The sequence below is a fragment of the Pseudomonas sp. 2 genome (assembly GCF_056627435.1).
Genome location: NZ_JBWXNG010000001.1, coordinates 515,168 through 541,318, shown reverse-complemented (window position 1 = coordinate 541,318; position 26,151 = coordinate 515,168). Strand labels below are relative to the sequence as shown.

At 63.3% G+C, this 26,151-nt stretch carries 21 protein-coding genes and 1 pseudogene; 8 read left to right on the top strand and 14 right to left on the bottom strand.

Going from position 1 to position 26,151, the window contains the following annotated elements; genetic code table 11:
- Positions 1-117: 117 nt before the first annotated feature.
- From AC1MEK_RS02485 to AC1MEK_RS02470, 4 genes and pseudogenes are all read left to right on the top strand, one after another.
- A pseudogene (locus tag AC1MEK_RS02485) lies at positions 118-627 on the top strand (methyl-accepting chemotaxis protein); the annotation flags it as partial.
- Between the two features lie 228 nt (positions 628-855).
- Positions 856-1,605 (top strand): gluconate 2-dehydrogenase subunit 3 family protein, encoded by a 750-nt coding sequence (locus AC1MEK_RS02480; RefSeq protein ID WP_480394672.1) that lies wholly within the window; start codon positions 856-858, stop codon positions 1,603-1,605.
- 2 nt (positions 1,606-1,607) lie between these two features.
- On the top strand, positions 1,608-3,383 hold the full coding sequence (locus AC1MEK_RS02475) for a GMC family oxidoreductase (RefSeq protein ID WP_480394671.1): 1,776 nt from the start codon (positions 1,608-1,610) through the stop codon (positions 3,381-3,383).
- 12 nt (positions 3,384-3,395) lie between these two features.
- Positions 3,396-4,754 carry a c-type cytochrome gene (locus tag AC1MEK_RS02470; RefSeq protein ID WP_480394670.1) on the top strand — a complete coding sequence of 453 codons (1,359 nt, stop codon included), beginning with the start codon at positions 3,396-3,398 and terminating at the stop codon, positions 4,752-4,754.
- A gap of 236 nt (positions 4,755-4,990) precedes the next feature.
- On the opposite strand, the gene AC1MEK_RS02465 is transcribed toward AC1MEK_RS02470, so the two are convergent.
- The 9 genes from AC1MEK_RS02465 to AC1MEK_RS02425 all read right to left on the bottom strand — a co-directional run bounded on the left by AC1MEK_RS02465 (position 4,991) and on the right by AC1MEK_RS02425 (position 13,550).
- Positions 4,991-6,310 carry an MFS transporter gene (locus tag AC1MEK_RS02465; RefSeq protein WP_480394777.1) on the bottom strand — a complete coding sequence of 440 codons (1,320 nt, stop codon included), beginning with the start codon at positions 6,308-6,310 and terminating at the stop codon, positions 4,991-4,993.
- 305 nt (positions 6,311-6,615) lie between these two features.
- Positions 6,616-6,801 carry a hypothetical protein gene (locus tag AC1MEK_RS02460; protein WP_480394669.1) on the bottom strand — a complete coding sequence of 62 codons (186 nt, stop codon included), beginning with the start codon at positions 6,799-6,801 and terminating at the stop codon, positions 6,616-6,618.
- Between the two features lie 89 nt (positions 6,802-6,890).
- On the bottom strand, positions 6,891-7,628 hold the full coding sequence (gene hutC / locus AC1MEK_RS02455; protein WP_480394668.1) for a histidine utilization repressor: 738 nt from the start codon (positions 7,626-7,628) through the stop codon (positions 6,891-6,893).
- A 129-nt stretch (positions 7,629-7,757) separates the two neighbouring features.
- Positions 7,758-8,582 carry an amino acid ABC transporter ATP-binding protein gene (locus AC1MEK_RS02450; RefSeq protein WP_480394667.1) on the bottom strand — a complete coding sequence of 275 codons (825 nt, stop codon included), beginning with the start codon at positions 8,580-8,582 and terminating at the stop codon, positions 7,758-7,760.
- A gap of 62 nt (positions 8,583-8,644) precedes the next feature.
- Positions 8,645-9,316 carry an amino acid ABC transporter permease gene (locus AC1MEK_RS02445; protein WP_480394666.1) on the bottom strand — a complete coding sequence of 224 codons (672 nt, stop codon included), beginning with the start codon at positions 9,314-9,316 and terminating at the stop codon, positions 8,645-8,647.
- Complete coding sequence (locus AC1MEK_RS02440) at positions 9,313-9,972, bottom strand: amino acid ABC transporter permease (RefSeq protein ID WP_480394665.1); 660 nt, start codon at positions 9,970-9,972, stop codon at positions 9,313-9,315. Before AC1MEK_RS02440 ends, AC1MEK_RS02445 begins: the two co-directional genes overlap by 4 nt.
- A gap of 143 nt (positions 9,973-10,115) precedes the next feature.
- Positions 10,116-10,952: a transporter substrate-binding domain-containing protein gene (locus tag AC1MEK_RS02435; protein WP_480394664.1), complete on the bottom strand. Its 837-nt coding sequence runs from the start codon at positions 10,950-10,952 to the stop codon at positions 10,116-10,118.
- 23 nt (positions 10,953-10,975) lie between these two features.
- On the bottom strand, positions 10,976-12,352 hold the full coding sequence (locus tag AC1MEK_RS02430; protein WP_480394663.1) for an FAD-binding oxidoreductase: 1,377 nt from the start codon (positions 12,350-12,352) through the stop codon (positions 10,976-10,978).
- Between the two features lie 4 nt (positions 12,353-12,356).
- Positions 12,357-13,550: an alpha-hydroxy acid oxidase gene (locus AC1MEK_RS02425; RefSeq protein ID WP_480394662.1), complete on the bottom strand. Its 1,194-nt coding sequence runs from the start codon at positions 13,548-13,550 to the stop codon at positions 12,357-12,359.
- A 356-nt stretch (positions 13,551-13,906) separates the two neighbouring features.
- On the opposite strand from AC1MEK_RS02425, the gene AC1MEK_RS02420 reads away from it, so the two are divergent.
- Positions 13,907-14,872 carry an isopenicillin N synthase family dioxygenase gene (locus AC1MEK_RS02420; protein ID WP_480394661.1) on the top strand — a complete coding sequence of 322 codons (966 nt, stop codon included), beginning with the start codon at positions 13,907-13,909 and terminating at the stop codon, positions 14,870-14,872.
- A 260-nt stretch (positions 14,873-15,132) separates the two neighbouring features.
- On the opposite strand, the gene AC1MEK_RS02415 is transcribed toward AC1MEK_RS02420, so the two are convergent.
- Entirely contained in the window at positions 15,133-16,191 is a 1,059-nt protein-coding gene (locus AC1MEK_RS02415) for an NAD(P)-dependent alcohol dehydrogenase (protein ID WP_480394660.1), read from the bottom strand.
- Between the two features lie 351 nt (positions 16,192-16,542).
- Between AC1MEK_RS02415 and AC1MEK_RS02410 the strand changes: the two genes are divergently transcribed.
- The 3 genes from AC1MEK_RS02410 to AC1MEK_RS02400 all read left to right on the top strand — a co-directional run bounded on the left by AC1MEK_RS02410 (position 16,543) and on the right by AC1MEK_RS02400 (position 20,741).
- Entirely contained in the window at positions 16,543-19,374 is a 2,832-nt protein-coding gene (locus AC1MEK_RS02410; RefSeq protein ID WP_480394776.1) for a sensor domain-containing phosphodiesterase, read from the top strand.
- Positions 19,375-19,424: 50 nt separating this feature from the next.
- Positions 19,425-19,784, top strand: coding sequence for a winged helix-turn-helix transcriptional regulator (locus AC1MEK_RS02405; RefSeq protein ID WP_480394659.1), 360 nt, complete (start codon positions 19,425-19,427; stop codon positions 19,782-19,784).
- A gap of 345 nt (positions 19,785-20,129) precedes the next feature.
- Positions 20,130-20,741, top strand: coding sequence for a hypothetical protein (locus AC1MEK_RS02400; RefSeq protein WP_480394658.1), 612 nt, complete (start codon positions 20,130-20,132; stop codon positions 20,739-20,741).
- Between the two features lie 163 nt (positions 20,742-20,904).
- Here AC1MEK_RS02400 and AC1MEK_RS02395 read toward each other — a convergent pair whose 3' ends face one another.
- From AC1MEK_RS02395 to AC1MEK_RS02380, 4 genes are read right to left on the bottom strand one after another with little or no spacing between them, the layout of a single operon-like run.
- Entirely contained in the window at positions 20,905-21,852 is a 948-nt protein-coding gene (locus tag AC1MEK_RS02395) for a carbohydrate kinase family protein (RefSeq protein ID WP_480394657.1), read from the bottom strand.
- A 30-nt stretch (positions 21,853-21,882) separates the two neighbouring features.
- Positions 21,883-23,364, bottom strand: a complete 1,482-nt coding sequence (xylB, locus tag AC1MEK_RS02390) for a xylulokinase (protein ID WP_480394656.1) — start codon at positions 23,362-23,364, stop codon at positions 21,883-21,885.
- Positions 23,365-23,373: 9 nt separating this feature from the next.
- On the bottom strand, positions 23,374-24,897 hold the full coding sequence (locus AC1MEK_RS02385) for a mannitol dehydrogenase family protein (protein WP_480394655.1): 1,524 nt from the start codon (positions 24,895-24,897) through the stop codon (positions 23,374-23,376).
- A 33-nt stretch (positions 24,898-24,930) separates the two neighbouring features.
- Positions 24,931-26,034, bottom strand: coding sequence for an ABC transporter ATP-binding protein (locus AC1MEK_RS02380; protein ID WP_480394654.1), 1,104 nt, complete (start codon positions 26,032-26,034; stop codon positions 24,931-24,933).
- Positions 26,035-26,151 lie beyond the last annotated feature (117 nt).

Here is a 26,151-nt window from a genome sequence, read left to right as displayed (position 1 = left end):
CAGGCCGCACGCAAGGTGGTGGGCACCAGCATCAGTGGCATGAGTTCGTTGGTCGATGACATTCGCCTGAGCGGCACCAGCCTGGACAGCCTGCAACAGGACGTGCGCTCCATCGTCTCGGTGCTCGATGTGATCCGCTCGATTGCCGAGCAGACCAACCTCTTGGCGCTCAACGCCGCCATCGAGGCTGCCCGCGCCGGTGAAGCAGGCCGAGGCTTTGCCGTGGTCGCCGACGAGGTTCGCGCGCTGGCCAGCCGCACCCAGCAGAGCACCCAGGAAATCCAGGGGATGATCACCCGCCTTGAAACAGGCACCCATGCCTCGGTCGAAGCCATGCGCCGTTCCACCGAAGCGGGCGAGGGCGCCAACCAGCAGACCAACGAAGTGGGTGTTTCGCTGGATTCGATCTCGGGCCTGATCGGCACCATCAATGCCATGAACGCGCAGATCGCCAGCGCCGCCGAAGAGCAGACCTCGGTGGCCGAAGAGATCAACCGCAGCGTGCACCAGATCGCCGGTGCGGTGGAAAACCTTGCCGAAGAAACCGAGCAGAGCGCGCGCACCATGCGCGACGTGTCGGCACTGGGCGGCAACCTCAGCGCCCTGGTGGGCCAGTTCAAGATCTGATGAAACGTTTAACCCGTCGTGCTCGTGGCGGAGCACGGCAATAGCTGTTTTAGTAACGCCTGATTGCTTAGCTATCTAATGATTAGCTGGCGATCAAATCGCCGGGTTCAGTGGCTTGTGCAGGCTGCGCCCGGACGATTCAAAACGAGAGCCACGACAAGAGGCCGCAATAACAAACACAAAAAGAAACCGAAGCACACCCGTGTTCAGACCGAGGAGTACTAACCGATGTTCGATGACGACACGTCACCGGCGCGGCGCGATTTTCTGCGCAAGTCGCTGACCCTGATCCCCGTTGTGACCCTGGCCAGCACCGGCCTTCCCACCGCCACTTTCGCCCAGACCCCGGCCAGCGATGCCGCTCAGGGCTCGCAAGCCGCACCGGCAGTGGCCGCCGGCGACTACAAGCCGACCTTTTTCACCCCTGAAGAGTGGGCCTTTCTGATCGCCGCCTGCGACCGGCTGATCCCGGCTGACCACGTCGGCCCCGGCGCCGTCGAGCTGGGCGTGCCGGAGTTTCTCGACCGGCACATGCAGACCCCGTACGCCAACGGCGGGATCTGGTACATGCAGGGACCGTTTCTGGAAGCCGCCCCCGAGTTCGGTTATCAGGGCCGTCTGAACCTGCGCGAAACCCTGCGCATCGGCATCAAGGCGATGGACGCCAGCTGCAAGAAAACCTTCTCCGGCAAGACCTTCGCCCAGCTGTCCCATCCGCAACAGGAAGAACTGCTCAAGGCCGCCGAGAGCGGCAAGCTGGCGCTGGAAGACATTTCCTCGAAGCTGTTCTTCAGCAACCTGCTGAGCGAGGTGCGCAACGGCTACTTCGCCGACCCGTCCCACGGCGGGAACAAGAACATGGGCGCGTGGAAAATGATCGGTTATCCGGGCATGCGCGCCGACTACATGGACTGGGTCACGGTGCGCGACAAGCCGTATCCATTCGGGCCGGTGGATCTGGCCGGGCGGAGGGGCTGAACATGGCAAATGCAAAACCTAAAGTGGACGCCGTCATCGTCGGCATGGGTTGGACCGGGGCGATCCTGGCCAAGGAACTCACCGACGCCGGTTTGAATGTAGTGGTGCTGGAGCGTGGCGCCGATCGCGACACCCAGCCGGATTTCGCCTATCCCAAAGTGGTCGACGAACTGGAAGGCTCGGTGCATCGCCGCTATCTGCAAAGCCTGGCCCAGGAAACCGTCACCGCCCGTCACAGCCCCAACGGCACCGCCGTGCCGTATCGGCAGATGGGCTCGTTCAAGCCGGGCACCGGCGTGGGCGGCGCGGGCAGTCACTGGTCCGGCTGCCACTTCCGCGCATTGCCGGAAGACTTCAAGCTGCGCAGCAATGTCGAGCAGCGCTACGGCGCGAAATTCATCCCCACCGACATGAGCATCCAGGACTTCCCGATCAGCTACGAAGACCTGGAGCCGCACTTCGATCACTTCGAATACGTCTGCGGCACCTCGGGCAAGGCCGGTGTGATCCAGGGCGTCAAGCAGCCCGGCGGCAACCCGTTCGAAGGCTCGCGTTCCCGTGAATTCCCGCTGGGGCCCAACCCCAATTACCTTGGCGCCGAGATGTTCTACAAGGGCGCCCGCGAGATGGGCTGGGACCCGTATCCGATTCCCGCCTCCAACGCCTCGGGCCCTTACGTCAACCCGTACGGCTGCCAGATGGGCCCGTGCAACGCCTGCGGTTTCTGCAGCGACTACGGTTGCCTGAACTACTCCAAGGCCAGCCCCAACATCAGCATTCTGCCGGTGCTGCGCCAGCGCAAGAACTTCGAGCTGCGCACCCACGCGCAAGTGCTCAAGGTCAACCTGGACAGCGACGGCAAGAAAGCCACCGGCGTGACTTACCTCGACGCCCAGGGCCGGGAAGTCGAGCAGCAGGCCGACATCGTGCTGCTGTGCGCCTTCTCGCTGTACAACGTGCACCTGATGCTGCTATCGGGCATCGGCAAGCCGTATGACCCGCAAACCGGCGAGGGTACGGTGGGGCGCAACTATTCCTACCAGAACCTCAACCGCGTGGTGCTGTTCTTCGACAAGGACGTGCAGGCCAACCAGTTCATCGGCATCGGCGGCGCCGGTACCACCATGGACAACCTCAACGGCAACCAGCTGGACAACGGCAAGGTCGGTTTCGTCGGTGGCGGTATTGTCTGGGCACGTCAGCCGGGTGCCGGTCCGATTCGCGGCATCAACGTGCCGCCGGGTACGCCGAACTGGGGTACGGCCTGGAAGCAGGCGGCCAGCGATGCCTTCCGTCACTCGTTCTACTTCGAAGTGCAGGGCGCATGCATGTCCTATAAGCAGCACTACCTGAGCCTGGACCCGACCTACAAGGACGCCTTCGGCCGCCCGCTGTTGCGCATGACCTTCGACTGGCACGACAACGAGGTCAAGGCCTCGCAGTTCCTGGTCGGCAAGGCCATGGAAATGTCGAAGATCCTCAACCCGACGGCCATGTCTGGTGACGCCAAGAAGCCCGGCGAGCACTACAACATCACCAAGTACCAGAGCACCCATACCTGCGGCGGCGCGATCATGGGCAGCGATCCGAAGACCTCGGCGCTCAACAAGTACCTGCAGTCGTGGGACGTGCACAACGTGTTCGCCATCGGCGCCAACGCCTTCCCGCAAAACAATGGCTACAACCCGACCGGGATGGTGGGTGCGCTGGCGTACTGGTCTGCCAAGGCCATTCGCGAGCAGTACCTGAAAAACCCCGGCCCGTTGGTTCAGGCATAAGGAGAAACGACCATGAAAAAGTTTCTTCTGAGCCTGATCGCGTTGGGTGTGCTGGTGTTCGTGGTGCTGTTCACCTTTGCCCTGTGGCCGACCTCGACCCCCGCGTTGAATGCCTCGCTGAACATCGATCAGGCGTTGATTGACAAAGGCCGCTACCTGGCCGATGCCGGTGACTGCACCGCCTGCCACACCACCCATGGCGGCAAGCCGTTCGCTGGCGGCCTGCCGATCGCCTCGCCGGTGGGCACGCTGTACAGCACCAACATCACCCCGGACAAGGACACCGGGATTGGCAAGTACTCGCTGGACGAGTTCGACCGCGCCGTTCGTCACGGCATCGCGGCCAACGGCGACAGCCTGTACCCGGCCATGCCGTTCCCGTCCTACGCGCGCACCAGCGACGAGGACATCCGCGCGCTGTATGCGTACTTCATGCAGGGCGTGGAACCGGTGAAGGCTGAAAACCGCGCCAACGACGTGCCCTGGCCGTTGTCGATGCGCTGGCCGCTGGCGATCTGGCTCAAGGTGTTCGCACCCGCGCCGCAAGCGGTGGCGTTCGATGCCTCGCACTACAAGGACCCGCAGATTGCCCGCGGTGCCTATCTGGTGCAGGGCCTGGGCCATTGCGGCAGTTGCCACACGCCTCGCGCGCTGACCTTGCAGGAAAAGGCTCTGGATGAATCCGGCGCCGACTACCTGTCAGGGGGGCCTGTGATTGACGGCTGGCTCGCAGTGAACCTGCGCGGCAACCCAGCCGATGGCCTGGGCAACTGGAGCGCCGACGACATCGTCGCCACCCTGCGCAGCGCCCGCAGCGAAACCCACGCGGTACTGGGCGGGGCGATGAGCGATGTGGTGGTGCACAGCACCCAGCACCTCAACGACACCGACCTGCAAGCCGTGGCGGCCTACCTGAAAAGCCTGCCGCCGAGCGCCTACCAGGGCTCGAGCTTCAAGGCCGATCCGGCGACTGCCAAGGCGTTGCAGTCAGGCGAGGAGAGCGGTCGCGGCGCCCAGCTGTACGTCGACAACTGCGCCGCCTGCCATCGCACCGACGGCGAAGGGTATGCGCGGGTGTTCCCGAAGATCGCTGGCAACTCGTCGGTGCTCTCGCAGGATCCGGTGTCGATGATTCGCCTGGTGCTCACAGGTAGCAAACTGCCTGCCACCGCAACGGCGCCTTCGCAACTGGGCATGCCCGGTTTCGCCTGGCGGATGTCGGATGAGGAAGTGGCGCAACTGCTGACCTTCATCCGCAGCAGCTGGGGCAACCAGGCGCCTGCGGTCAAGGCCAGCCAGGTGGCCGAACTGCGCGCGACCCTGCCCAAGGAGTTGCCTGCGGTGAATCGTACGGATATTGCCAAGCCGTGATTTGACGCCCTCCGGGCAGACGCGATTCGCTTCTGCCCGGAGGGCGTGGGAGTTGAGCTTGCTAGCGATCTGGCGCGCAGCGGCAGCAAAACCATCCGCCTTCGTTCTCTCAGACACACCGCAGGCACCCGGTTAGCTGCCGCTTCGCGCCAGATCGCCGGCAAGCCAGGCTCCCACGCCCTCCGGGCAGAATCAAAAGCCCCGCCGGCAAGCCGTGCTGCTACAAGGTGAGGAAACTATGCGTTAGCGGTGTTTTTCGTCACCAGGCGCAACCCGCTGGCAATACTGCCCACCGCCGCAAACCCCGCACCAATGCTCAGCGCCAGTACCGGCCCATGGGCGCTGGAAATCCCGAAGCTCAACGCTACCAACGCCGCCCCCGTGGCCTGGCCGATCAGCCTTGCCGTGGCGATGGTGCCGCTGGCGCCGCTGGCACGCGAGCGAGGGGCGCTGGTCATCAGGGCTTTCTGGTTCGGCGCCTGGAAGAAACCAAAGCCGATGCCGCACAGAATCATCCGCGCGCCGATGGACATCACGCTGGCGTCGGCCGGCATGCTCGCCAGCGAGATCATCCCGCAGCACAGCAGCGCCAGGCCGATCCCGCCCAAGAGCCCCGGTTGATAGCGGTCGGACATGCGCCCGGCGAACGGCGCGATCAATGCCACCACCACCGACCACGGCGTCATCAGAAAGCCGGTCTGCACCGGGTCGCGGCCCAGTGTGGTTTCGAAAAAGAACGGCAGCGAGACGAACGCCAGTCCCTGGGTGGCGAACGAGCAGAAGGCGGTCAGTGCCGACAGGGCAAACATCGGCCGCTTGAGCAGGTCCAGCGGAAACATCGGCGCCGGGTGCCCGGCTTCGCGCCTGAGCATCGCCGCGCCGCAGATCAGAAACACCGCCAATGCGATCAGGACGCTGGTCAGCGAACCCAACTGGGCGGCCTGGCTCAGGGCGAAGATCAGTGCACCGAAGGTCAGCACGTTGAGCACGGCAGTCATGCGGTCGAAGGTCAGGCTGCCCGGTTTGACCACCGGCAGCGAGTTCCAGGCGAACACCAGGGCGAACACGCCGATGGGCAGATTGATCGCGAACAGCCACGGCCAACTGGCCACCGACAGCACCAGCGAAGCGATGGTCGGGCCGATAGAGAACGAGGTGCCGACCACCAGCGCGTTCATGCCCAGTCCGCGACCCAGGCGCTCTGGCGGGAAGATCGAACTGATCAGCCCGGCGTTGACGCTCATGATCGCGCTGGCGCCCAGGCCTTGCAGCACGCGGGCAATGGTCAGGGTTTCCAGCGACCAGGCAAAGGTGCACAGCGCCGACGACAGCACGAACAGCATCAGCCCGCCCAGATAAACCTTGCGCTGGCCCACGACGCCACCCAGCGCCGCGAAGGGCAATAGTGTGGCAACGGCGGCCAGTTGGTAGGCATTGATGATCCATACCGAGGCGGCAGGCGAGGCCTTGAGGTCGGCGGCGATGGCGGGCAGGGCGGTGTTAGCGATGGCCGTATCGAGGGTGGCCAGGGCGATGGACAGCAGAATGGCGACCATGCCGCGAAATTCGCGGGAGGTGAGTTTATCGTGAGTACGTGGCGCCTCTTGGGCAGAGGACTGGGCGGGCTGGACCATTATCGACAACGCTCCGGAAAACGCGGCAGACCGAGCTGCCAGGGCAGGCGAAAGCGTTATGGTGCCGATTGATTAGCCAGCTATGCAATGGACAAATCCACGATGTTGCCGACGGCGTGCCCTCTGTAGGAGCGAATTCATTCGCGAAGGTGGGTCAGACGATGAAGACGTGTCGTCCGTACGGCCATTCGCGAATGAATTCGCTCCTACAGGGGATGTACGGTGTGTCAGCCACCGGCGGTATCGATATCCCGGTCGGTTTCGCCGGTCTGATTCTCTTCCTTGGTGGTATCCGGCGACTGATGTTCCTCAGGCTCGAAGTCAGGGGTGTAGCTGTTTTCGTCACTGGTTTTCTGGTCCGGGTCGATACCCGGGTCGTGGCGTTCAGCAGTCTTTGGGTTCTGATTGGTCATATGCACCTCTTCAGCAGTCCGACTGGACAGGACTTACTGACTTCGAGGGCATGAAGCTGCAGGCGTTCGAACAATCCGCCGACCGGTTGTCAGGTGTTCTGATAGGCCCCCGTAACCGGTAAACGGCTGCCCAGCCGATAACGCGAAGACGGATGAATCAGCCGCACAAAGGTCACCACCCGCTCCTTGTTCCAGGTGCGGCGCATCAGCACCAGGCACGGCTCGCTGGCGTCGATCTGCAAATGCCGAACCTCGTCGGCGCTGGGGTGGCTGGCTTCGACGATGTGCTCCATTTCATCCGGCTGGATGATCTGCAGCAGGTAGCGCGCCGACTGCAGTTGATCGCCGAAGGGCTGGTGCAGAAAGTCCGGCGCGGTCTGCGGATTCACGTAGCGATCCTCCAGCTGCACCGCCACGTCTTCTTCGAAATGCACGCACAGCAGGTGAAACACCGAGGCGCCGGTGGGCAAGGCGAGGGCGGAGGCGATGGGCATCGACGCTGCTTCCCGCGCCAGGTGCAGGACCTGGCAGCGGTAGCGATGGCCGCGGGCGAGGATTTCGTCGGCGATGTTGGTGATCTGCAACAGGTTCGATTGCGGCTTGCTCTGGGCGACAAAGGTGCCGACCCCGGACACCCGCACCAGCCGGCCTTCTTCACTGAGCTCACGCAGCGCCCGGTTGACCGTCATGCGCGACATGCCCAGTTCCAGTACCAGGCGGTTTTCCGAGGGGATCAGATCGCCGGGTTTCCATTCGCCCGAGGCCAGTTTGCCGTGGACGAACTCCTTGGCCTGGCGATACAGAGCCTGGGGCACGGGTTTGTCCATGTGCGATCCTCCCAATCAATGCCGATCCCGTAGCAGCACGGCTTGCCGGGGCGGTGTATCTGTGACGGATGCATCGACTGACACACCGCCCCGCCGGCAAGCCGTGCTGCTACGGATCGAGGTGAGCCATCAGGTACCGCCGCCCTGCCAGAACGCATTGCGATCCAGATAATTCTGCAAGAACTGCTGCAAGCGCGGCTGGCTGGCGTTGTGGAAAATGTCGCGCGGGGTACCGCGGGCGACCACTTCGCCCTGATCGAGAAAAATCACCGAATCGGCCACCTGCGCGGCAAAGCCCATTTCGTGGGTGACCACGACCATGGTCATGCCTTCTTTTGCGAGGGTTTTCATCACCTGCAGCACTTCGCCCACCAGCTCCGGGTCCAGCGCCGAGGTGGGTTCGTCGAACAGCATGATGTGCGGCTCCATCGCCAGCGCCCGGGCGATCGCCACCCGCTGTTGCTGGCCGCCGGAGAGCTGTGCCGGGTAGTTGTCGGCCTTGTGCGCCAGGCCGACCTTTTCCAGCATCGCCATGCCGCGCTTGCGCGCATCAATCGCCGAGAGTTTGCGCACCTGACGCAAGGCCTCGCAGACATTGCCCAACGCGGTCATGTGCGGCCACAGGTTGAACTGCTGGAAGACCATGCCGACGTTGCGCCGCACCTGGTTGATCTGCGACTGCGGCGCGCGCTTGCGGCCTTTGTCGGTCTCCTGCCAGCCGAGCAACTGGCCTTCGATGTGGATCTGGCCTTCGTCGTATTCCTCAAGGAACGCCATGCTGCGCAGCAGCGTGCTCTTGCCCGAACCGGACGGGCCGATCAGGCACATTACTTCAGAGCGCCGCACCTCAAGGTCGATGCCCTTGAGCACCCGCAGCGCGCCAAAGCTTTTGCCGACCTGGCTCAGCTTGAGAATGGTGGGCTGCGCGCCGGGTACGCTTGCATCGGTTTTCATGCTGTCACCTTGTTTCTCACGTGAATCGGCAGATGCAGCGCCGCTTGGGATCAGAAAACTGTTCATCGTGCTTGCCTGTTCATGAAGCGGCCGACGCGGGTTTCCAGGAGCATGCCCAGCCGCGAGCACAGTTCCACCAGAATCAGATAGCCGATGCACAGCATCAGCAGGGTTTCGACGAAGGCGAAGGTTTCCGAGCCGATGCCGGTCAGCACCATGGTCAGTTCCGGGATGGTGATGATCGACAGCACGGCGGTTTCCTTGCACAACACGGTGATCATGTTGACCAGCGCCGGGAGGATGATCACCAGCATCTGCGGCACCTGGATGCGCCAGATGCATTGCAGGCGGGTGATGCCCAGGCAATCGGCCGCTTCCAGCTGGCCACGGGCGACCGACTCGAAACCCGAGCGGAAGATCTCGGCGAAGTACACGCTGCCATACACGCCCAGGCCCAGAATCCCGGCGGGCACTGGGTCCAGGCTCAGGCCGAACGACGGCCCGCCGTAGTAGATCAGGAACAGCTGCACCAGAAACGGCGTGCTGCGAATCAACTCGATGAACACCCGCAGCGGCGCGCGCAGCAGGTTGTTGCCGAACACCTGGGCGATGGCGATCAGCATGCCCAGCGCCATCCCCAGGGCCACGCCGCTGCTCCAGGTGCCAAGGGTGACGAGAAAGCCCGAGCCGATGTCGCCCAGATGGTCGGTGATGATGGTCGGGTCGAAGATCATGCGCCGCGCTCCTTCAGTCGGCGTTCCAGCAGGCTGCCGCAGTACGCCAGCGGGATGTTGATCAGGCAGTAGAAGCCGGCCAGCATCAGGTAGTCCTGCACGAACATGTAGTCGCTGGCGGCGAGGTTCTGCGCGGTGCGGGTCAGGTCGGCCAGGCCCACCACAGAAACCAGCGACGAGGCCTTGATCAGCAGGATCATTTCATTGACCAGCGAAGGCAGGGTCAGGCGCACGGCCTGGGGCACACGAATGCGCAGCAGCATCTGCCGGGCGTTCAGGCCCAGCAGGCCAGCGGCTTCCAGTTGCCCGCCGGGGATGGCCATGAAACCGCCGCGCATGATCTCGGCAATGTAGGCCCCGGCCGCCAGCGACAGGCCGATCACCGCCGCCACGGTGGGCGAGACGTTGGGCAGGCCGATGCGCGGCAGGAAGTAATAGATGAACAGCAATTGCACCAGCAGCGGAATGCCGCGGAACACGAAAATATAGGCGCCGCCCAGCCGCCGCAGCAGCGGCACGGGGGACAGCCGCAGGCTGCCGACGATCACGCCGATGACGAAACCGATCGCCAGCGCCGCGATCGACACCTGCAAGGTCACCCACAGGGCGTCGAGCAGGAGCGGGGCGTTCTGTTGTAGCAAGGGCCAATCGAACACGGTGTGACTCCAGGGATTCGAATACGACGCAAACCTTCTGTAGGAGCGAATTCATTCGCGAAGGCAGGTCAGACGATGAAGAGGTGTCGCTTGTCCAACCCGTTCGCCAATGAATTCGCTCCTACAGAGAAGGCGTTGCGGTGTTACCAGGTCGGCTCGAAATCGCCTTTAGGCACGTCCATCTCCGCGCCCAGCCATTTCTTCTGCAGCGCAGCGAGGCGGCCGTCGTCGTGCATCTTCAGCATGGCGGCGTCGAGCGCGGCGATCAGGCTGTCGGCGTCGGCATCCTTGCGGCCCAGGTAGGCGAAGTAGGATTTCTTGCCGAACGGCGGCTGCACCACCTTGTACAGATTGGCCTTCTGCGCCGCGACGAAGGAGATGTTCGGCAACGAGTTGGCCACGGCGACGATGCGCTTGGCGGCGAGGTCCGCGTAGGCCTGGTTGTTGTCGACGTATTCGCGAATGGTGACCTTTGCAGGCAAGGTCGCGGCGAAGGTTTTCAGCTCTTCGAGCTGCGCCGAGCCTTTGCCCGCACCCACGGTCTTGCCGGCGATGTCTTCAGGTTTCTTGATGCTGTCGTCCTTGGCGCCGACCATCAGCGCCACAGTGGCTTCGGCAATCGGCGAGACGAAGTGGTAACGCTCCTTGCGCGCCTTGGTGACGATGATCGGGCCGGCGACCACGTCGAACTTCTTCGCTTCAAGACCCGGCAACACGCTTGGCCACGGCAGGTCGAGGAACTTGATCTTGACCCCCAGTTCCTTGCCCAGCTCGGCGAACAGCTCCGCGTTCAGGCCCTGCTGTTTGCCGCCTTCCAGATAATCGAACGGGGCGAACTGCATTTCGGTACCGACCACCAGCTCGCCGGCCTTCTTCACATCGGCCAACTGGTCGGCGTGTGCCGCCAGGGGCAGGCAGGCCAGTGCGACCGCGATGCCGAGGCTTTTCAAGGTGCTGCCAAATGGAAAATCGAGTTGCATGGTGCGCGCTCCTTCTTCGGCGGTCAGCCGAATATTTTTCCGGGGTTGAGGATGTTGTTCGGATCGAAACAGCGTTTGAGCTCGGCCATCGCGTCCAGCGCTTCGTCACTGACCGAATGGTGCAGGAACTCGCGCTTGAGCAGGCCGATACCATGTTCGGCGGACACCGCGCCGCCCAGTTCACCCACCGCGCGATACACCAGTTCCTCGATTTCCAGAACTGGCGCAGGTTGCGGCAGGCTGTTGCAGTCCACGGTCAGGTGCAGGTTGCTGTCCCCGATGTGGCCGAAGTACACGCTGTGATTGCCCGGCCAGCGCAGGTCCAGGCGCTGGCGACACAGATCGGCGAACTCGCCGATCTGGCCGATGGGCAGGCTGATGTCGAAATTCAGCGGCGCGATGCGCACCGGGAATTCACCCGTGGCCTCGCGGATCTTCCACAGGCTGCGGGCCTGGGTGTGGGAGCTGGCGACAATGGCGTCGACCACCTCACCGGCCTCGATGGCGGCTTGCAGGGTCTGCTCCAGCAGATCGGCGCTGGCCGAGGACTCCAGCAGCACGTACAGCGGATGGTGGTCGGGCATCGGTGTCACCGGGTTTTCCAGCCACGACACGCCCATGCGAAAGAAGTCCTGCCACATCAGCTCGTAGGCCTGGGGCGTGCCGGCGCTGCGCTGCAGGCGGCGCAGCAGGGCCACCGCGCTGGTGTAGTCGGGCAGGGCGCAGAGCAGGGTGGTGGTCTGCCCTGGCTGCGGCGCGATCTTGAGCACCGCGCGGGTGATGACGCCCAGGGTGCCTTCGCTGCCGATGAAGTTCTGCTTGAGGTCGTAGCCGCAGTTGTTCTTGATCATCTTGTTCATCAGGTTCAACACCCGGCCATCCGCCAGAACCACCTCAAGGCCCAGCACCAGATCGCGGGTCATGCCGTAGCGGATCACCGCATTGCCCCCGGCGTTGGTGGCGATGTTGCCGCCGATCTGGCACGAGCCGCGGGCCCCCAGGTCCAGGGCGAACAGGTAGCCTGCGTCGGCCACGGCCTGCTGGATCTCTTGCAGCGTGGTGCCGGCCTTGACCGTGACGGTGGCCGCCGCTTCGTCGATCTCCTCGATACCGCGCAGGCGTTCCAGCGACAGGGCAAAATCGCTGGCGCGAGGCACAGCGCCACCGGCCAGCCCGGTCATGCCGCCCTGTGGCACCACGCTTTGCCCGGCGGCGTTGCAGATGCGCAGGGCGGTGGAGATGTCGGCAGTGTCCCTGGGCAGGATCAGTGCCGCCGGGCAGGCCGGCGCGTGGCGGGTCCAGTCGCTGTGGTGACGCGGGTTGATCGCGTCACCGGTCAGCACCTGGGCCTCGCCGAGGGCCGCGCGTAACTGGTCGAGGGTCTGTTGCACGTCGCTCATGGGTTCAACTCACGGTAAAGGAGGCGCCAGCGCCGGAATTGCGGCGGGCGTGCAGTTGATTCAGGTCCGGCTGGCCGAGCAGGGTCAGGGCCAGGCGCAGTTCGTTGGCGAGCAGATCCAGCGCATGGCCGGCGCCCGCCTGGCCGCCGACAGCAACGCCATACAGCGTCGCGCGGCCCAGCAGCACGGCATCGGCGCCCAGTGCGCAGGCCTTGAGAATGTCGGTGCCGCGGCGGATGCCACTGTCTAGCAGGATGCTCAGGCGGCCTTTGACCGCGTCAACGATAGCGGGCAGACAATCCAGGCTGGCAGGCACACCGTCCAGCTGCCGCCCGCCATGGTTGGTCACCACGATGCCGTCCAGACCAAGGGTTGCGGCCTGTTCGGCGTCATCGGGATGCATCACGCCCTTGAGCAGCAGCCGGTGTGGCCAGCGCTCGCGCAGCCGGGCGAGAAAGGCCCAATTCAGCTGCTTCTCCATTTTCTCGCCGATGAAGTGCGCGGCGCCTGCGGCGTTGCGCTGATCGGCAGGCAGGTAGCGATCCAGATTGGCCATGCTCGGCATGCCCTGAGGCCACAGTGCCTGCCTGACCCAGCGCGGATGGCGCAGCACATCGAGCTTGTTGCGCAGGCTCAACTGCCGGGGGCGGGCGAAGTTGCGCTTGTCCCATTCGCGATTGCCCAGCAGCACGGCATCGCTGGTCAGCAGCAGGGTCTGACAACCGGCGTTTTCGGCGCGCTGGATCAGGTCTTCCTGCACCGCCGGGTCGCTCATGCTGTACAGCTGGAACCACAGATTGACGTCAGGCACGGCGGCGCGGATCTGCTCCAGCGAACTGGTGGACACCGTACTCAGGGTGAACGGCAGGCCGCGTTCGGTGGCCGCTCGGGCCAGATGAATGTCGGCATCGCGGTGCAGCATGCCGTTGTAGCCGGTGGGGGCGATGGCCATCGGCAGGGATTGCCCACGGCCGAACAGGGTGCGATGGGTGTCGGGCGTCTGCCAGGGCACCAGGGTCTTGGGCAGCAGGTCGACCTCGGCGAAGGCCTGGCGATTGCGCTTCAAGGTCAGTTCTTCCTCGGCACCACCTTCCAGGTATTCCCAGGCGAAATGCGGCAGGCGCCGACGGGCCATGTGGGCCAGTTCGGCGATGCTGTGGGCGCGACGAAAATCCGAACCTGAGTGATAGCGGCGCATGGAAGTCCCTGGGCAAGCTGTATAGACAGCCAAGGCAAGATGCAGGCCAGTTCATGGCACAGGTTGAGATCGCGGGCTCAGACGCGGCGCCGGGGAAAGGCGCCGGGAGGATGTCACCAAAAGTTGCACCGAATGGGTTCCCCGTGCCCGTTGCTGGGGCATACCGAAACTTCTGAACGCTTGAATGCGGTCCGTAGCAGCACGGCTTGCCGGCGGGAGCGATCTTGCGGACGTCCCCGCCGGCAAGCCGTGCTGCTACGTGGATGGTGTACCTGCTATCGCGTTTTCTTCTGCGGCATGGGAAATGCTTACCCCTGTCTATACAGCTGCCGCCATCCACCCCATGAGGAGCCCGTATGACTGCCACCGCCAACCTTCCGCTGATCGACATGGCGGGCGTGCGCCAGGGCGACGAAGCCGCCATCGCCCGTGCCGGCGAGGCCATTCGCAAGGCCTGTTGCGAGACCGGGTTCTTCTACATCATCAACCATGGCGTGTCTCAGTCAGTGATCGACAACGCCATGGCCGCGGCGAAAACCTTCTTTGCCTACCCCGCCGAGACCAAGCGCGGCGTTGCGGTGAACAAACGCCATCGCGGCTGGCATGCGCTGGGCGGGGCGCTGATGTACGAGGCGACCAAGCCGGATTTCAAGGAGTTCTTCAGCATGGGCCTGGAGCTGCCCGAGGACGACCCCTGCGTGCTGGCCGGTGAAGCGCTGCGCGGGCCGAACCAATGGCCGGATTTCATGCCCGAGTTGCGCCTGGCGCTGGATGCCTATTACGAAGAAATCGGCCTGGCGGGGGCTGATCTGCTCAAGGCAGTGGCGGTGGGCCTGGGTATCGAGCAGGACTTCTTCGCCCCCAAATACGGCAAACGCCTGCAACGCACGCAGATGGTCTATTACCCACCGCATCCGCCGATGGCCGAGTCCGATCAGTTCGGTGTTGCGCCGCACACCGATTATGGTTGCATCACGCTGTTGTATCAGGACAACAGCGGCGGCTTGCAGGTGCGGGAGCTGGGCAGCAACAGCTGGATCGACGCGACGCCGATCGAGGGCAGCCTGGTGGTCAACGTTGGGGATCTGCTGGCGCGCTGGTCGAACGACCGTTTCCGTTCGACCTTGCATCGGGTGATCAACAAGTCGGGGCATGAGCGGTATTCCATCGCGACGTTTTACGATCCTACGTACAGCGCTGTTGTTGATCCTTGTGATTTGGGGATTGATTCGGGTGAGAGTCTTTATCCGGCGGTGGCGGCGGGGGATTACATACTCAAGCGGATTGATGATTCGATGGCTTATCGGAAGAAGGCGCAGTAGAGGGGCAATCCGGTCTTTGCGTTGTGTCATCGAGTTTTTTGGCGCCTGACCTGACGCGATGTTCTGGCTAACGCCAGAGATCAAGATCAAGAGCGCTCTTCCTAACGTCAGATCTGTTTCGACTTCGTCGAGTTACTTGGGGGTCTTTTCCAAGTAACTCGACGAAGTCGAAACAGGTCTGGCGTTAGCCAGAACAAAAAGCAGGTGCCGCACCCGCGGCAATGAACACGATCACGGTTCATGCCGCGACTGCAGTTGAATCAGGCTGCCTCCTCCTTCAATGTCGCCATATCAATCACAAACCGATACTTCACATCCCCCTTGACCATCCGCTCGTACGCCTCATTGATGTCCTTCATGTGAATCATCTCGATATCCGAAACGATCCCGTGCCTGGCGCAGAAATCCAGCATCTCCTGGGTCTCCCTGACGCCACCGATCAACGACCCCGCCAGGCTGCGGCGCTTGAAGATCAGGTTGAACACCGAAGGCGAGGGATGCGGATGATCCGGCGCGCCCACCAGGGTCATGGTGCCGTCGCGCTTTAACAGGTTCAGAAATGCATCCAGATCATGAGGCGCAGCCACCGTGTTGAGGATGAAATCCAGCTGATTGGTCTGAGTCGCCATCTCCTTGGGATCTTTCGATACGACGACCTCATCGGCGCCCAGACGCAAGCCGTCTTCGCGCTTGTTCGGCGAGGTGGTGAACAGCACCACATGCGCGCCCATGGCGTGGGCGATTTTCACCGCCATGTGGCCCAGGCCGCCGAGGCCTACCACGCCGACTTTCTTGCCGGGGCCGACCTTCCAGTGATGCAGCGGCGAATAAGTGGTGATCCCGGCGCACAGCAGCGGTGCCACGGCGGCGAGGTTGTCGCTGTGGGAAATCTTCAGGACGAACTTCTCCTTCACCACGATCTTGTCCGAGTAACCGCCATAGGTGTTTTCGCCACCGAACACCGGCCCGTTATAAGTCCCGGTGAAGCCATTCTCGCAATACTGCTCGTCTCCCTCGGCGCAGGACGCACAGTGCTGGCAGCTGTCGACCATGCAGCCGACGCCCGCCAGATCGCCGACTTTGAAATGCTTCACGTTGGCGCCCACGGCCGTGACCTTGCCGACGATTTCATGGCCGGGCACCGACGGGTACAGCGTGTTGTTCCATTCGTTGCGTGCGGTGTGCAGGTCCGAGTGGCAGACGCCGCAGAACAGAATGTCGATCTGCACGTCATCGGCGCCGGGGTCGCGACGTTCGATCTGGAAGGGGGCCAGGCGGTCGGTGGGTTTTTGCGCGGCATAGCTGTAAGTCTTGATCATGTCGATCATCTCCAGTTGGGCAAAAAGGCTTCGAATCTCTGCATGGGCAGGACGGTGTTGCGGATGCGTCGATCAATAGAAGGACAGAGGTGGCGCGTGTCGGTTCAGCTGACCAACGTGCACGGGATTTCTTTCATTTAAATGGCCGTCTGCCGATAACCCGGTACGCATCACGGGAAATGTCGTGAAATGCGGACTTTTTCGTCGTTTACAGGCAGCAATTTCCGATATGGCGCTTGCATCCATCTGTCAGACCCCATGAAGATAGACCAGTCCCACGCTGGCAATGGAGCGCCTGTGAATTTTCATGTATCGAACCCAACGCAGCGCTCGCCATCCTCCACTGACACGATGGCCCGGCCACACAGCGATGGGGCGCAATCTCTTCCCTTGACGGGCGATGAGCACTCGCTCGACGCCTTGCTGCGCGCGGCGCAAGAAGCGGCTCCGGACCTCAGTTGGGCCGCCTATCGGGCCAACCAGCACATGCACCTGCTGGCTCAGGGCGCGCAGACCACCGAATGGCCGAAACTGATTCCTCGCGAAGGTTTCGATGCCTTTTGTCGCGATCATGCCCTGCAGCGTTGGGTGACCGGGCAGGGCGAGTCGGCGCTCGGCTGGTTGCTGACGCCGGAGCGCGAGTCGGGCAATCCGTTTCTGCAGGCGCTGGCCAGCAGGCTGGGGCTGCGCTTGCAGGCCGATGCGCTGGCCCGGGCTCAGGCCACCCAGCGGGTGCTCTACGAAATCAGCTATCTGGCCAGCTCCACGCGTGATCGCTCGGCGTTCCTGCAGGGCGTGCACGAGCAGCTGTCGACGCTGATCGACGCGGAAAACTTCTACCTGGCGCTGTACGAGGCCCACAGCGGCAAGATCACCTATCCGTATTACATCGACATCACTGACGTCGACGCGCTGGAAGCCGAGACCCAGGAATTCCTCGATCCTGAGCGGCTGTCGATGACCGGTTACGTGCTGACCACCGAGCAGCCGCTGTTCGTCGACGCCGCTGACATCGAGCGGGCCCAGGCCCAGGAGCGTTTCCATTGCGTGGGCCATCGTCCGGAATTCTGGATGGGTGCGCCGCTGAAAAACGCCTCGGACGATGTGTTCGGCATGCTGGCGATGCAGGTCTATGACGTGTCGCGGCTCTACAGCGTCGAGGATCAGGAACTGTTTCTGGTGGTGGCTCGCCATGTAGCCATGGCCCTGGATCGCATCCTGCACCGCGCCCACCTTGAAGAAACCGTGGTGCGTCGCACACTTGAGCTGTCGCGCCTCAACGATGCGCTGCGCAACGAAGTGGCCGACCGCGAGCGGGCCGAGCACCTGCAAAGCGCGCTGTTCCAGATCACCGAGCTGTCCAGTCAACCCGGCGACATGGCCGATCTGTTCGAGCGCCTGCACGGGATCGTCGGTGAGTTGCTGTTCGCCCTGAACTTCTACATTGCGTTGTTCGACGACTCGACCGGCGAGGTGACATTCCCCTATTACGTGGACGAGCGCCTAGTGCGGCGCCCGAACCCGCGCCGGGGCGAGCGCGGCTTTACCGAGTACGTGATCCGCCAGCGCCGCCCGTGCCTGATCGACGGCGCCGAGGCCCGGCGGCTGGAAGCCTGCGGCGAGATCACCATCCAGAACGAGATCAACCGCTCCTGTTCCTGGCTGGGCATTCCACTGTTCGATGGCGACGTGGTACGCGGCGTGCTGGCGGTGCAGAGCTATTCGCCCCATGTCAGCTATTCGCTGCGCGATCAGGACCTGTTGACCTTCGTTTCCCGGCATATCGACACCGCGCTGTCCCGGCGCAGCGCCGCCGAAGCGATCCAGACTGCCAACCAGCGCCTGGAAGCACGGGTTCAGGACCGCACCCGCGAGCTGGATTATGCCAACGCCAAGCTGCAGCATGAGAACGCCCACGATTCGCTGACCGGGCTGCCCAACCGCAGCCATCTGCAACAGCGCCTGCAGGGCGCGTGGCGCGAATTCTGCGATCAGGGTCGTGAACTGGTGGTGATGTTCATCGATCTGGACCGTTTCAAGATGGTCAACGACAGCCTGGGCCATCATTCCGGCGACCTGTTGTTGATCCAGGCCGCCGACCGCCTGCGCAGTTGCATGCGCGACAGCGATCTGCTGGCGCGTCTGGGCGGCGATGAGTTTGCGGTACTGGCCTATTCGGCGCCGTCGGATGTTGCCATTGCCATCGCCGAGCGAATCCTGCTGGCCTTCGACGTGCCGTTCTACATCGACGGCCACGCGGTGTTTTCCTCGTGCAGCATCGGCGTGGTGGCCGCAGATCTGCAATTTCACAGCGAACCGGCCGACCTGCTGCGCGACGCTGACACCGCCATGTACCGGGTCAAGAACGCCGGCCGCGACAGCTACGCGGTGTTCAACCAGGAGGTGCGCCGCGAGGTCTCCGACCAGATGGAGCAGGAAACCGCGCTGCGTAACGCACTCAAGCGCACTGATGAATTGCTGCCATACTTCCAGCCGATCATCGATGTGGAAAGCGGCCAGATCCTGGCGCTGGAGGCGCTGATCCGCTGGCGTCAGCCCGATGGCCGGATCATCGCGCCGGGGCATTTCCTGCCAGCGCTGGAAGGCCTGCGCCTGATCGGCCGGCTGGACTTCTACATGCTGCAACAGGTGGTGGCCATGCTCGCCCAGCCGGAACATGCGCATTGGCCGACGGTGCATGTGAACTGTTCGAGCTACAGCATCAGCCGCCCTGAATTCGCCAACGAAGTGCTGGGCTTGCTCAGCCAGCACGATGTGGCGCCGTCTCGGATCTGTCTGGAACTGACCGAAGGCGCGCTGGTGGCCGAGCCCGAGCTGGCTCGCCAGACCATGGAGCATTTGGCGACCAATGGCGTGTCGGTGGTGCTCGACGACTTCGGCGCCGGGTTCTCGTCCTTGAGTTATGTGCATCAGTATCGCTTCAGTGGTCTGAAGATCGACAAGTCCTTCACCCTGGAACTGACCACCAGCTCGCGCAGCCGCGCCATCGTCCGCGCCATCGTGCGCATGGCCGAATCCTTGGGGCTGAGTGTGGTGGCCGAAGGCGTGGAAGATGCCGACACCCTGCAGCTGCTGCGGGAGATGGGCGCGGGGCAGGCGCAGGGGTATTACTTCTCGATGCCGGTGCCGTGGCAGAAGCTGGACCTGAGCAGGCTGGCCTGAGCACCGCTGGCGGCTGTTCAGCCGCGGGTGCCCTTGCTAGACTCCGGCCCATGTCAGACACCAAATCCACACCCGCGTCAGAACCTGTGACCTACGCTTTTTGCCCGGTGATCACTGCGCTTGAGATCATCGGCGAGCGCTGGGTGATCCTGATTCTGCGCGATCTGCTGCGCAATCCCAGCCGGCGTTTCCAGGATCTGCAGGATTCGCTCAAAGGCTGCGCACCCAGCACCCTGTCGACCCGCCTGAAATCGCTGGAGGCCCACGGCCTGATCGAGCGGCGCCTCTACGAGCAACACCCGCCACGCCTGGAATACCTGCTCACCGCCAAGGGCCGCGAAGTCGGACCGGTGGTGGCGTCGCTGCGCGACTGGGGGTTGCGCCTGCAAGAGCTCGATCCTCCGACGTAGCAGTCCGGCTTGTCGGCGGTATTGCCCTTGAGAACGCCCCGCCGGCAAGCCGTGCTGCTACGAGAGGGAAGATGCCTGCAAATCCTGAGCACGCCCCCTGACCCGTAGCAGCCGGGCTTGCCCGCGGGATCGATCTTGAATGCGCCATTGCCAGCAAACGATGTCGTCCGTGGAGCGGCCAGCACCTGCCGTTGTCGGCAATGACGGGCCGCCTTTGCCGCTTTTCCATTTCTCGCGGAAACACCTCCAGGTGCTGTAGGACAAGGCCTACAGAAGATGTAACAGGTTGTGGCACCGCTTTTGCTGCTACCGCCGATGCATCGAACCTGAATAAGGAGGTGAAAGATGATCATTGGTAACAGTGCCATCCAGCACTTCGTGTCCAAGGCCGTGGCCAACACGCATTACGACACGACGGACAAGGATGCCTACACCAGCGCCATGGCAACCGCCTCGGCGCCGGTCGCCGCGATCGCGGGCAGTACCGACAGTTCCACCCAGAGCAGCACCGACCAGGGCTACAACGAGTCCTTCGCCAAGATGATGGTGAACCTCAAGGCAGCCATGGCCAACAACGCTGTGCAAGTGACTGACGACGACAAGGCGGCTGCCGCTGCTGCGTTCGCCGCCAGCGCCGACAAACAGGTGGCGGCTTCGGACAGCGTGACCAAAACCGTCGACAGCGACATCGCGGCGGTGAGCGACAGCGACTCCAGCGCGTCAGCGGCCCTTTCGGCCAAAGACCAGTTCCTGGCGTACATGAACCAGAGCGATGCCGAGAAGGTGCGTCAGCAACTGACCGGCGTTTCAAAGGAAGAGTACGACGCCATGACGCCGGAAGAGCAGGCAGCGGTGGACAAGAAAGTCGCCGATCTGCAGAAGCAGAAATCCGAGCAGCAAATCGCCGAGCAAGAGGTCAAGACGAAAATCGCCATGGCCAAGGCGGAAATGGCCTGAGGAACCGGTTCGGCCGGTTTTGCGGGTGCGTAAAAGGAAAGGGGCAGCGGTGTCGACCGGCTGCCCCTTTTTTATTTCTGAGCCTGAGGTCGCGCCCCCGTAGCAGCACGGCTTGCCGGCGGGGCGATTTCAAGAGTGCCTCGCCGGCAAGTTCTGTCGTGACCTACTTCACCTCATCCCGATACGGCAAAACGGGCCCAACCCGAGTACAGGTCACGGCCGCTGCCGCGACGGCGAAATCGAGCATGGCGGTCAGGGTGTCGCGATCGATCCCGGCAAGGCCTGCGGGGGTGTCGAGTTCGCGTTCGGTGAGGAAGGTGATCAGCGCGGCCTGAAAGGTGTCGCCGGCGCCTACGGTATCTGCGGTTTTCACTTCGCGCGCTGGCACGGACCAGTGGCCCTGATCGCGGGTGAACACCGTCGCGCCCTGGCGGCCGCGGGTCATGATCACCAGTTGGCAATTGTCCTTGAGCCAGCCCTTGGCGACGCTTTCGGCGTCAAGGTCGGGGTAAAGCAGGTGCAGGTCTTCATCGCTGACCTTGATCAGGTGCGCATGTTCGGCGAATTTCGCCACCCGCTCGCGCCACAGTTCGATGCTCGGCGCCGGATTCAGGCGTACGTTGGGGTCGAAGGTGATCAGGCGCTTGCCGCTTTCGCGCTGCACCAGCGCCAGCAGCGCGTCGGCCACCGGTTGCACCACCAGCGAGTAGGAACCCACGTGCAGGCCGCGCACGCTGTTGTCCAGGGTCGGCAGTTGCTCGATGGTCAACAGCCGGTCGGCGCAGCCTTCGCCGCGAAAGCTGTATTGCGGCGAGCCATCGGCGCCCACCGACACCATCGACAGCGTGGTGGGCGCGTCCAGATGAATCAGGAAGTCATCGCGCACGCCTTCTTCTTCCAGCACCCTGGCCAAACGCTTGCCCAGGTAGTCGGTGGAAATCCCGGCGAAGAAGGCCGATTCCACGCCCAGCCGGCGCAGGCCCACCGCGACGTTGAACGGCGAGCCTCCGGCAACCGCCTGAAACGCGACTTTATTCGTGCTGCTTTGATCAGCGCTGCTGTCCGGCTGACTGAAAAAGTCGAACAGTGCTTCGCCACAGACCAGATACATAGGTGCTCCGTTAAGGGCCGACGCCAGGCGTCAGAGGCCCTGCAATTGATTGCGATAGTGCTGATAAACCTGTTGATACGCGGCCACATGCTCGGGCATCGGGCGGGTTTCGCTCTGCGGGTCCAGGCTCACGCAGCGTTCGCTCAGGGCCTGCAGCGACTCCTGCTTGCCGTTGGCATACGAGTGACACCAGGCCGCCTGAATCGCCGCGCCCAGCGCCGCCGCTTCAGTGCCGGTGGTGCAGATCACCGGGGTGTCCATGATGTCGGCGACGATCTGCCGCCAGATCGCGCTCTTCGCGCCGCCGCCGATCAGGCGAATGTTGGCGCTCTTGATGCCGCTGTCACGCAACAGGTCCAGGCCGTAGCGCAGGCCGAATGTCGTGCCCTCGACCACGGCGCGGCACAAGTTGGCCTGATTCAGGTTGGTGCTGTCCAGCCCCAGGATGCTGCCGGTGGCGTGGGGCAGGGCAGGCACCCGTTCGCCGTTGAGAAACGGCAGCATCAGCACACCCTGGGCGCCGATGGGCGAGGAGGCGATGGCGGCGTTGAAGGCGCCGATGTCCAGCGCGAACAACTCGCGAATCGCACTGGTGGCGTTGGTCAGGTTCATGGTGCAGATCAGCGGCAGCCAGCCGCCGGAGGACGAGCAGAAGGTCGCCACCGAAGGCTGCGCACTGACGTTCGCCTCGCTGGCGAAGGCGTACACGGTCCCGGACGAACCCAAGCTCATGGTGATCGAGCCCGGCGCGATGTTGCCGGTGCCGATGGCGCCCATCATGTTGTCGCCGCCGCCGCTGGAAACGATGGCCTCGGGGTTAATGCCCAGGCGCTCGGCGATCGCCGGCAGCACCGTGCCCACCGGCTCATGGGCCTGGAGCAGTTGCGGTAAAGCCTTGACCAGGCGCCCGTCGGGGTCGATATGCTGCAGAATGCCGTGGTCCCACTGGCGGCTGCGCACGTTGAAATACCCGGTGCCGGACGCATCGCCGTACTCGCTGCAGCAGCGCCCGGTCAGCCAGTAGTTGAGATAGTCGTGGGGCAGCAGAATCTTGTCGATGCGGGCGAACAGCTCGGGGAACTGCTCCTTGGTCCACAGCAGTTTCGACACGGTGTAGCCCGGCGCGATGGCCACGCCCAGGCGCTCCAAGGAGCCTGCTTCGCCACCCAGCCAGTTCAACAGGCGCTGGTTTTCCGGGGCCGATTCGGTGTCGCACCAGAGTTTGGCCGGGCGCAACACTTGCCCGGTTTCATCGAGCATCACCAGCCCGTGTTGCTGGCCGGACACGCCGATGCCCTGAATCTCGGCGCCGGACACACCGGCGGCTTTCAGCGCGGCGGCGGTGGCCTGCTCGAACGCATCGAGCCATTCCTGCACATCCTGCTCGCGACGGCCATTGGCGCCGCTGATCATGTGATGCGCCGCCGAACCTTCGCCCAGTACCTTGCCATTCACGGCATCCAGGACGATGGCCTTGGTGCCTTGGGTGCCGCAATCGATGCCAAGAAACATGCTCACCTCTCAAGCTCGGATGGTTTTCGCCAACAGGTTTTCCAGGGTTTTGCTGACGCCCAATTGCTTGAGGCTGTTCAGGTTGTGTTCGAACGATGCCACGAACTCGGCGGATTTCGGAATCGCCGCGCCGAAGATTTCTTCCACTTCCAGCAGGCGTTGAGTGATCAGCACGTCATCGGCCACCAGCGCCTTGCAGAAGTCGGCGCGCGGATCGACGACCTTGTACTCGACGCCGTTCTCGCCTTTGAAATCGCCATTACGATTGCCCTGCAGGTACAGCGCCCAGGCCGCGACCACCAGGGATGCGCGGTCCATGTTGCCGCTGTCGACGATCAGGCGATTGATGGTCGGCACGGTGAATTTCGGAAACTTCGACGAGCCGTCCGAGCAGACCCGCTCCAATTGGTCGGCGATGGCCTGATTGGAGAAGCGGTCGATCAGCGTCTGTTTGTACTCGGTCAGGTCGATGCCCGGCACCGGCGCCAGTTGCGGGGTGACGTCCAGGTCCATGTAGGTGCGCATGTACTGGACGAACAGCGGGTCGTTCATGGTTTCGTGAACGAAGCGGTAGCCCTTGAGCGCGCCTAGGTAAGTCAGCGCCAGATGGCTGCCGTTGAGCAGCTTGATCTTCATTTCCTCGTAGGGCGTGACGTCGTCGGTGAACTGCACGCCGACCTTTTCCCAGGCAGGACGACCGTTGACGAACTTGTCCTCCAGCACCCACTGCACGAAAGGCTCGCAGACCACCGGCCAGGCATCGTCGATGCCTTTGGCGTCGTGCAGCTGCAGGCGGTGGGCGGTGCTGGTCATCGGGGTGATGCGGTCGACCATGGCGTTAGGGAAGCTGACGTTGGCGGCGATCCAGTCGTGCAGCTCGGCGTCGCGCAGTTTGGCGAAAGCCAGCAGCGCCTTGCGGGTCACGGCGCCGTTGTGGGGCAGGTTATCGCAGGACATCACGGTGAACGCCGGGGTGCCTTCGGCGCGACGTTTGGCCAGTGCGGCGCACAGGTAACCGAACACGGTTTTAGGCGTAGCCGGGTGCTGCAGGTCGTGCTGGATTTGCGGCAAGTGGCTCATGAACTCGCCGGTGCTGTCGTCCATGCAGTAGCCGCCTTCGGTGATGGTCAGCGAGACGATGCGGATGCCGGGGCTGGCCAGCTTGTCGATCAGCGCCAAGTCGTTGTCGGTGGACATCAGCATCTGGCTCATGGCGCCGATCACCCGGGTTTCGGTGTCCGGGGTGTCGCCCAGTTCGAACAGGGTGTAGAGGAAATCCTGGCCCTTGAGCGCTTCGAAATTGGCCCGGTCTTCCTCGCGCAGGCTGACGCCGCAGATGGCCCAGTCCAGGCCTTCGCCGCTCTGGTCCCTGGCACCGAGAGACATCAGCGCGTCGGTGTAAAACGCCTGATGCGCACGGTGGAAGCCACCGACGCCGATATGGGCAATGCCCTGGCGGCGGTCTTCGAGGGCGTAGGCGGGCACGGCCACGCCAGCGCCCAGATTGGAGAGGTTGTGTTGGTTCAGTTTCATGACTGCATTCCTGATTCTGTGAGTGCCGCCGGCTCAGGCGGCGGCCTGCATGGCTTTGCGAATGACCTGGCCCTGGGCGTCGAACAGATGGCAATGGCTGCTATCCAGATGCAGGTTCAGGGTTTCGCCGAACTGGCTGGCGAGGTCGCCACGAATTCGCATGGTGAGCATTTCGCCGGAACGGGTGCGCACGTGGCAGAAGGTGTCGCTGCCCAGGCGTTCGCTGACGTCGGCCACCACTTGCAGCGTGCAGTCGCCGTCTTTGGCGAGTTCCAGATGTTCCGGGCGAATGCCCAGGGTCACCGCATCGCCGACGCTCTGTTGGGCGTTGGTGAACGGCAGGTTGATTTTCGTCCCGGCGTCCAGCGTGACTTCGCAGCCGGCGGATTCGACCCGGCTGACCTTGCCCTTGAGAAAGCCCATTTTCGGCGTGCCGAGAAAGCCCGCAACGAACAGGTTGGCCGGGTGGTGATACAGCTCCAGCGGCGAGCCGACCTGCTCCACGCGCCCACCGTTGAGCACGACCACCTTGTCGGCCAGGGTCATGGCTTCGACCTGATCGTGGGTCACGTAGATCATCGTCGCTTCCAGCTCCTTGTGCAGGCGCGACAGCTCAAGGCGGGTCTGCACGCGCAGCGCGGCGTCGAGGTTGGACAGCGGCTCGTCGAAGAGGAAGATTTTCGGGTTGCGCACGATGGCCCGACCGATCGCAACGCGCTGGCGCTGGCCGCCCGACAGTTGCTTGGGCTTGCGCTCCAGCAGCGGGCCCAGTTCAAGAATGCGCGCCGCTTCAGCGACTTTCTTCTCGACTTCGGCCTTGGGCGTACCGGCCAGGTCCAGGGCGAAGGACAGGTTCTTGCCCACGGTCATGTGCGGGTACAGGGCGTAGGTCTGGAACACCATGGCCAGGTCGCGCTTGGCCGGAGACACTTCGGTGATCTCGCGGCCATCGAGTTCGATGGTGCCGCTGGTGACGTCTTCAAGGCCGGCGATCAGGCGCAGCAGGGTGGATTTGCCGCAGCCGGACGGGCCGACGAACACCACGAATTCGCGGTCGTTGACGTCCAGGTCGATGCCTTTGATGATCTGGTGGCCGTCGAAGCCTTTTTGCAGATTTCTGATTGTCAGGTTAGCCATGTGGGGCTCCAGTTTTGTTCTTTGCAAACGTTAAACGTTCACCCCTGTGGGAGCCGGCTTGCTGGCGAATGCGTCGGTTCAGACGCTGCTGCGTGAATGACACACTGCATTCGCCAG